Genomic DNA, 6000 nt, shown 5'->3' on the forward strand with positions numbered 1-6000 from the left:
AATAAATTATTTTTTAAAAAGAAAAACAACCAGAATATCACAATAAAAAACAACAACATAAATCATACTAAATAATTACTCCTTTGTAAGTTGGCATAATCTTTTTTTTGAAATATCGACAATAACGAAAATACTGGCCTTGATTTAAAAAATGTCGATTATTCAAAAGAGGAACAAATGGCACTACTCACAGAAAAAGACTTAGAACAACTTAGTGGTCTCACGCAGCCAGCCGCACAAATCAAATGGCTAATACTCCAAGGCATAAAACATTTTATTCGTAGAGATGGACGACCATCACTAACTTGGGATTTTGTAAATAATTCTAATGGAGCAACGCTTCAACTAGAAAATAAAACTGCTAAACCAAACTTTGGAGCCTTAAATGCGAACTCGTAATACTAATGATTCATGGATGCCACCTTTTGTCTATCTACATAAGCGTGCAGGAGTAGCTGAGAGTTATGTCCTAAAGCGTCATAACTCAACGAAGGTGCTATGTAAGAGTTCCGCTAGTAAAGCTGAAGTTTGGCAAGCATATGAAAGTGAAATAGCAGAAATGAGTACAATCTACACTGTAAATCGATTAGTAATAGACTATCTCAACAGTACAAGCTACTCCGAGCTTGCCCCAAGAACACAGAAAGATCGCGACATAGAACTAAAGCGATTTAGTAATGTCTTTGGTGAAATGAAACCAGATGATATTAGAGCCCCAGATATACGCCAATATATGGACCTGCGAGGACAAGCTAGCAAAACCCAAGCTAACCACGAACTAGCGGCAGCTAGTGTAATGTTTGGGTGGGGGTTCGAGCGAGGAAAATGCAACAGTAACCCCGCCAAAGGGATAAAAAAGTTTAAACTTAAGACACGTGATAGATATATAACAGACACTGAATACAGCGCAGTTTTAGCATGCGCAGAACCGCGCCTCAAAATAGCTATGGAGATAAGTTATTTATGTGCTGCAAGAAAGGGGGATGTGCTAAATCTTACATGGTCACAATTATCAGATGATGGAATTTATATTGAACAAGGAAAAACTGGCAAGAAACAAATCAAGGCATGGTCTAAAAGATTGAGGGTATTGATACAGGAAGCAGAGCTACTGCAGAATGATGCTGCTAGTGCCTATGTTATCAATAAAAAAAATGGTGGAAAGCTTTCTTCTGATGGTTTAAGTAGTGCTTGGAACCGTGCGAAGAAAAGAGTGAAGAAAAAACACCCAGAGATAGAGCTCTCGTTTACATTTCACGATATTAAAGCTAAAGGGATCTCCGACTTTAAAGGAACCTCAGCTGAAAAGCAGCAATTCTCAGGTCATAAGACACAGAGCCAGCTGGGCATATATGATCGCAAGGTGAGTATTGTTCCAACTATAGGCAGTAGTACAAAGACCCTGTAGCAGATGCTGTATAACTGCCAAGTTTATATGTACTCAGGTATTCGAGCTTCAAAGACAATAATAAAGCGATTTAATGCTGGTTTCCGTTTTCCAATCAGCATCGCCCACTTCTTAGAAGCTTGCATAATCGCCAAGTAAACGACTCTCTATGCGGTGTCATCATTTAAAAAAGTTAGGATTCTTGATGACCTTTACAATCACACACTCGATTGCATTGGTTCTATAAATGCAATCGGTTGTCTTGAGCGTGAATTAAACTACGTATTAAGGTTAGACCATTACTGCACTTGATTTCACATTTTGATAGCGATCTATTCTGTGCATCTGATTAAAGGTTTGTCTGGTTTTTAGCCCACTGCAATCTCAGAAGGGCAAAAGCTATAGAACTTCTGATAGAGACTATCCCTACCGATGAAGTCTTCCATGCATACATAGTCTCAGGGAAGATGGCGACCACCCCCTTGTTTAACACCTTAGAAACATGAACAAGAGATGTGTCTACTGAGATCAGTAGTTCTGAGTTGCGAATGATCGGAATGACGCTCTCAAAACTGGTGATTCCTTTTACTAACTCAACATTAGACAAACTCAAATCCTCAACCAACCGTGAGGCTAACTGAACAGAATCAGGAGAGTCCACATGTTGTGTTAACTCATCGCATTCAACTATTGTTACCACCCCTTTGACGTAAAGATGCAATATCTTATCGTTCAAGGAAGTAAAACCGCTCTGAGTTTTTTTACTATTTCAGGCTCGAAACGGCCATTACGATCAGGCTACACCTCAAACTTGAAACTGCCTTCATCGGTCTTTACTTACTTGAAGGAGTGACTAAAACGGTGATAATGAATTGGTGCTTTCTTACTTTTTTGATAAACCATACGATATTCGGGCTCAGCTTTGACTTTGATTTTGATTTTCATGGTTCTGAAATCAGTTAAATCAGGCTCAGTTTTAATACCTATTCGGCTTGGTAATGGAATGTTTCAAGTTCTTTTTTTCAAAAAACCTTGTATTGTTCCGTATAGAATAGTGATTGAAAGGTAGTTAAACAAAATTATTTACAGACAGTACGAAGTGAATATAAATTCGAAAATGAAACCTTTATTTTCTACGCTATATTCTACAGAATTAAAAACGGCTCGCATATTTCTATGCAAGCCGTTGTTTTATTTGGCAGGGGTAGCAAGACTCGAACTCGCAACCATCGGTTTTGGAGACCGCTGTTCTACCAATTGGAACTATACCCCTGTTGACGAGATGCATTATGCTAAAACCACCGACAAAGGTAAAGCATTATTTGCTTCAAACACTACTGACTGTGGGTTTTTCAGCCAAATTAGTAAAATTGAATACGCTTTGGCTTTACCTTATACAAATCTCTTTATCATATACGTTAATACTTCATAAGCAGATCAATCTATAGTGCATAAAAAGATAAGATTAGTTGTGCTATTTGTATTTATCGATTTAATGAGCTGTGGCTTACTGGCTAATGCTTAAATGAGTAACACTAAGTAGAACGAACATATATTGCAAGAGTTGGCCTCGATATACAAGAGTTCACTCTGGTTGCTCTGGCTACTCTGAGATTGATAGATTAAGGCCCAATTACTTATGGATACACTTAGTTAATAGGGTATAAGTTGATAGGGTATAACTCAATAATCACTGGTTCACTTCTGAGTGATACCTAGCATTTACTGAAAGCCTTGATATAAACATTCAGTATCTTATTAAGCGTGTTTAGTTGAGTTAGCATCCCTAAATATTGACTGCAAAAGTATCTTTTATAATGGGGATTGTTGGTAGATAACAGAAATCATTGATAACCAAAACGAAAAAAGCCTCTACATTACTGTAGAGGCTTTCGTCTTTATGTTGGCGGAGCGGACGGGACTCGAACCCGCGACCCCCGGCGTGACAGGCCGGTATTCTAACCAACTGAACTACCGCTCCTTTAGCAAAATGCTTACGCGTAATGCTAAATGCTTTTTAAGTCGCTAACTTGTCAATGTTAGTAGACTCGCTTTATCGTGATAAAGCTACTCTTTCGAGTAAATTAGGCGCTTGGCAATGACCTACTTTCACATGGGGAGACCCCACACTATCATCGGCGCGATTGCGTTTCACTACTGAGTTCGGGATGGGATCAGGTGGTACCACAATGCTATTGTCACCAAGCAAATTCGGGTGTTAATCGCTTATCGCAATTAACTAAATTCGGAAAGCTGTTTGAGTTTTCTACTTTACTAAGCGCTTTATATTCTTCACTAAGTCTTACCTTCAACAGTAAGTAATAAATCTAGTTACCATCAACTCAGATAAAAACTCATCTGGGTTGTATGGTTAAGCCTCACGAGTCATTAGTACAGGTTAGCTCAACGCCTCACAACGCTTACACACCCTGCCTATCAACGTCCTAGTCTCGAACGGCTCTTTAGAGGAATTAAATTCCTAGGGATGACTCATCTTAGGACTCGCTTCCCGCTTAGATGCTTTCAGCGGTTATCGATTCCGAACGTAGCTACCGGGCAATGCTATTGGCATAACAACCCGAACACCAGCGGTTCGTCCACTCCGGTCCTCTCGTACTAGGAGCAGCTTCCTTCAATCATCCAACGCCCACGGCAGATAGGGACCGAACTGTCTCACGACGTTCTGAACCCAGCTCGCGTACCACTTTAAATGGCGAACAGCCATACCCTTGGGACCGACTTCAGCCCCAGGATGTGATGAGCCGACATCGAGGTGCCAAACACCGCCGTCGATATGAACTCTTGGGCGGTATCAGCCTGTTATCCCCGGAGTACCTTTTATCCGTTGAGCGATGGCCCTTCCATACAGAACCACCGGATCACTATGACCTACTTTCGTACCTGCTCGACGTGTATGTCTCGCAGTTAAGCTGGCTTATGCCATTGCACTAACCGTACGATGTCCGACCGTACTTAGCCAACCTTCGTGCTCCTCCGTTACTCTTTGGGAGGAGACCGCCCCAGTCAAACTACCCACCAGGCACTGTCCCGAACCCCGATTAGGGGCCGCGGTTAGAACATCAAAACTACAAGGGTGGTATTTCAAGATTGACTCCACTCCATCTAGCGATTGAGCTTCAAAGTCTCCCACCTATCCTACACATGTAGGTTCAATGTTCAGTGCCAAGCTATAGTAAAGGTTCACGGGGTCTTTCCGTCTAGCCGCGGGTATACGGCATCTTCACCGCAATTTCAACTTCACTGAGTCTCGGCTGGAGACAGCGTGGCCATCATTACGCCATTCGTGCAGGTCGGAACTTACCCGACAAGGAATTTCGCTACCTTAGGACCGTTATAGTTACGGCCGCCGTTTACTTGGGCTTCGATCATGAGCTTCTCCGAAGATAACCCAATCAATTAACCTTCAAGCACCGGGCAGGCGTCATACCGTATACGTCATCTTGCGATTTTGCACAGTACTGTGTTTTTGATAAACAGTTGCAGCCACCTGGTATCTGCGACTCCCAACAGCTTAGAGAGCAAGTCTCATCACCGTCAGGAGCGTACCTTCTCCCGAAGTTACGGTACCATTTTGCCTAGTTCCTTCAGCCGAGTTCTCTCAAGCGCCTTGGTATTCTCTACCCGACCACCTGTGTCGGTTTGGGGTACGATTCCTACTAACCTGAAGCTTAGAAGATTTTCCTGGAAGCATGGCATCAACTACTTCATCACCTTAGTGACTCGTCATCAGCTCTCAGCCTAATGTTCACCCGGATTTGCCTAAGTGAACAGCCTACAACCTTAAACGCGGACAACCAACGCCGCGCTAGCCTAGCCTTCTCCGTCTCTCCATCGCAGTTAGCAAAAGTACAGGAATATTGACCTGTTTCCCATCGACTACGCCTTTCAGCCTCGCCTTAGGGGTCGACTCACCCTGCCCCGATTAACGTTGGACAGGAACCCTTGGTCTTTCGGCGTGGGGGTTTTTCACCCCCATTATCGTTACTCATGTCAGCATTCGCACTTCTGATACGTCCAGTGTGGGTTACCCCTTCACCTTCAACCGCTTACAGAACGCTCCTCTACCGCTTGCTCCTAAGAGCAAACCCATAGCTTCGGTGTATTGCTTAGCCCCGTTAAATCTTCCGCGCAGGCCGACTCGACTAGTGAGCTATTACGCTTTCTTTAAATGATGGCTGCTTCTAAGCCAACATCCTAGCTGTCTAAGCCTTCCCACATCGTTTCCCACTTAGCAATAACTTTGGGACCTTAGCTGATGGTCTGGGTTGTTTCCCTTTTGACGACGGACGTTAGCACCCGCCGTCTGTCTCCCGAGTAGTACTCACTGGTATTCGGAGTTTGCAAAGGGTTGGTAAGTCGGGATGACCCCCTAGCCTTAACAGTGCTCTACCCCCAGTGGTATTCGCTCGAGGCGCTACCTAAATAGCTTTCGAGGAGAACCAGATATCTCCGAGTTTGATTGGCCTTTCACCCCCAGCCACAAGTCATCCGCTAATTTTTCAACATTAGTCGGTTCGGTCCTCCAGTTGATGTTACTCAACCTTCAACCTGCCCATGGCTAGATCACTCGGTTTCGGGTCTACGCCTTGCAA

At 43.2% G+C, this 6000-nt stretch carries 3 protein-coding genes, 2 tRNA genes, 2 rRNA genes and 1 pseudogene (1 of these 8 only partly in view); 2 read left to right on the forward strand and 6 right to left on the reverse strand.

All coding sequences use genetic code 11. The annotated features are described in order from the left end of the window. The first annotated feature begins 177 nt into the window (after positions 1-177). A complete protein-coding gene (locus tag SJ2017_RS16945) occupies positions 178-399 on the forward strand; it encodes a DUF4224 domain-containing protein (protein WP_080916548.1) in 222 nt (73 codons plus the stop codon). After that, complete coding sequence (locus SJ2017_RS16950) at positions 386-1408, forward strand: tyrosine-type recombinase/integrase (RefSeq protein ID WP_080916550.1); 1023 nt, start codon at positions 386-388, stop codon at positions 1406-1408. The genes SJ2017_RS16945 and SJ2017_RS16950 overlap by 14 nt, the downstream gene beginning before the upstream one ends. Before the next feature lie 23 nt (positions 1409-1431). Here SJ2017_RS16950 and SJ2017_RS21970 read toward each other — a convergent pair. The 6 genes and pseudogenes from SJ2017_RS21970 to SJ2017_RS16975 form a co-directional block, all read right to left on the reverse strand. Beyond that, positions 1432-1636, reverse strand: a pseudogene (locus SJ2017_RS21970) (IS256 family transposase); the annotation flags it as partial. Between the two features lie 100 nt (positions 1637-1736). Beyond that, a complete protein-coding gene (locus SJ2017_RS21975) occupies positions 1737-2087 on the reverse strand; it encodes a glycosyltransferase family 9 protein (protein WP_420876307.1) in 351 nt (116 codons plus the stop codon). Positions 2088-2583: 496 nt separating this feature from the next. After that, positions 2584-2660: transfer RNA gene (locus tag SJ2017_RS16960), tRNA-Trp, on the reverse strand. 631 nt (positions 2661-3291) lie between these two features. After that, a tRNA-Asp gene (locus tag SJ2017_RS16965) sits at positions 3292-3368 on the reverse strand. A gap of 109 nt (positions 3369-3477) precedes the next feature. Further along, positions 3478-3593: ribosomal RNA gene (gene rrf, locus SJ2017_RS16970) — 5S ribosomal RNA — on the reverse strand. 161 nt (positions 3594-3754) lie between these two features. Continuing rightward, a 23S ribosomal RNA gene (locus tag SJ2017_RS16975) occupies positions 3755-6000 on the reverse strand; it runs 646 nt beyond the window's last position.

Source organism: Shewanella japonica, assembly GCF_002075795.1.
GTDB lineage: Bacteria > Pseudomonadota > Gammaproteobacteria > Enterobacterales > Shewanellaceae > Shewanella > Shewanella japonica.

Bases quoted from the DNA above. Each gene is read 5' to 3' on its own strand.
- SJ2017_RS16950 (WP_080916550.1), top strand. From the start codon at position 386: ATGCGAACTCGTAATACTAATGATTCATGGATGCCACCTTTTGTCTAT.
- SJ2017_RS16945 (WP_080916548.1), top strand. From the start codon at position 178: ATGGCACTACTCACAGAAAAAGACTTAGAACAACTTAGTGGTCTCACG.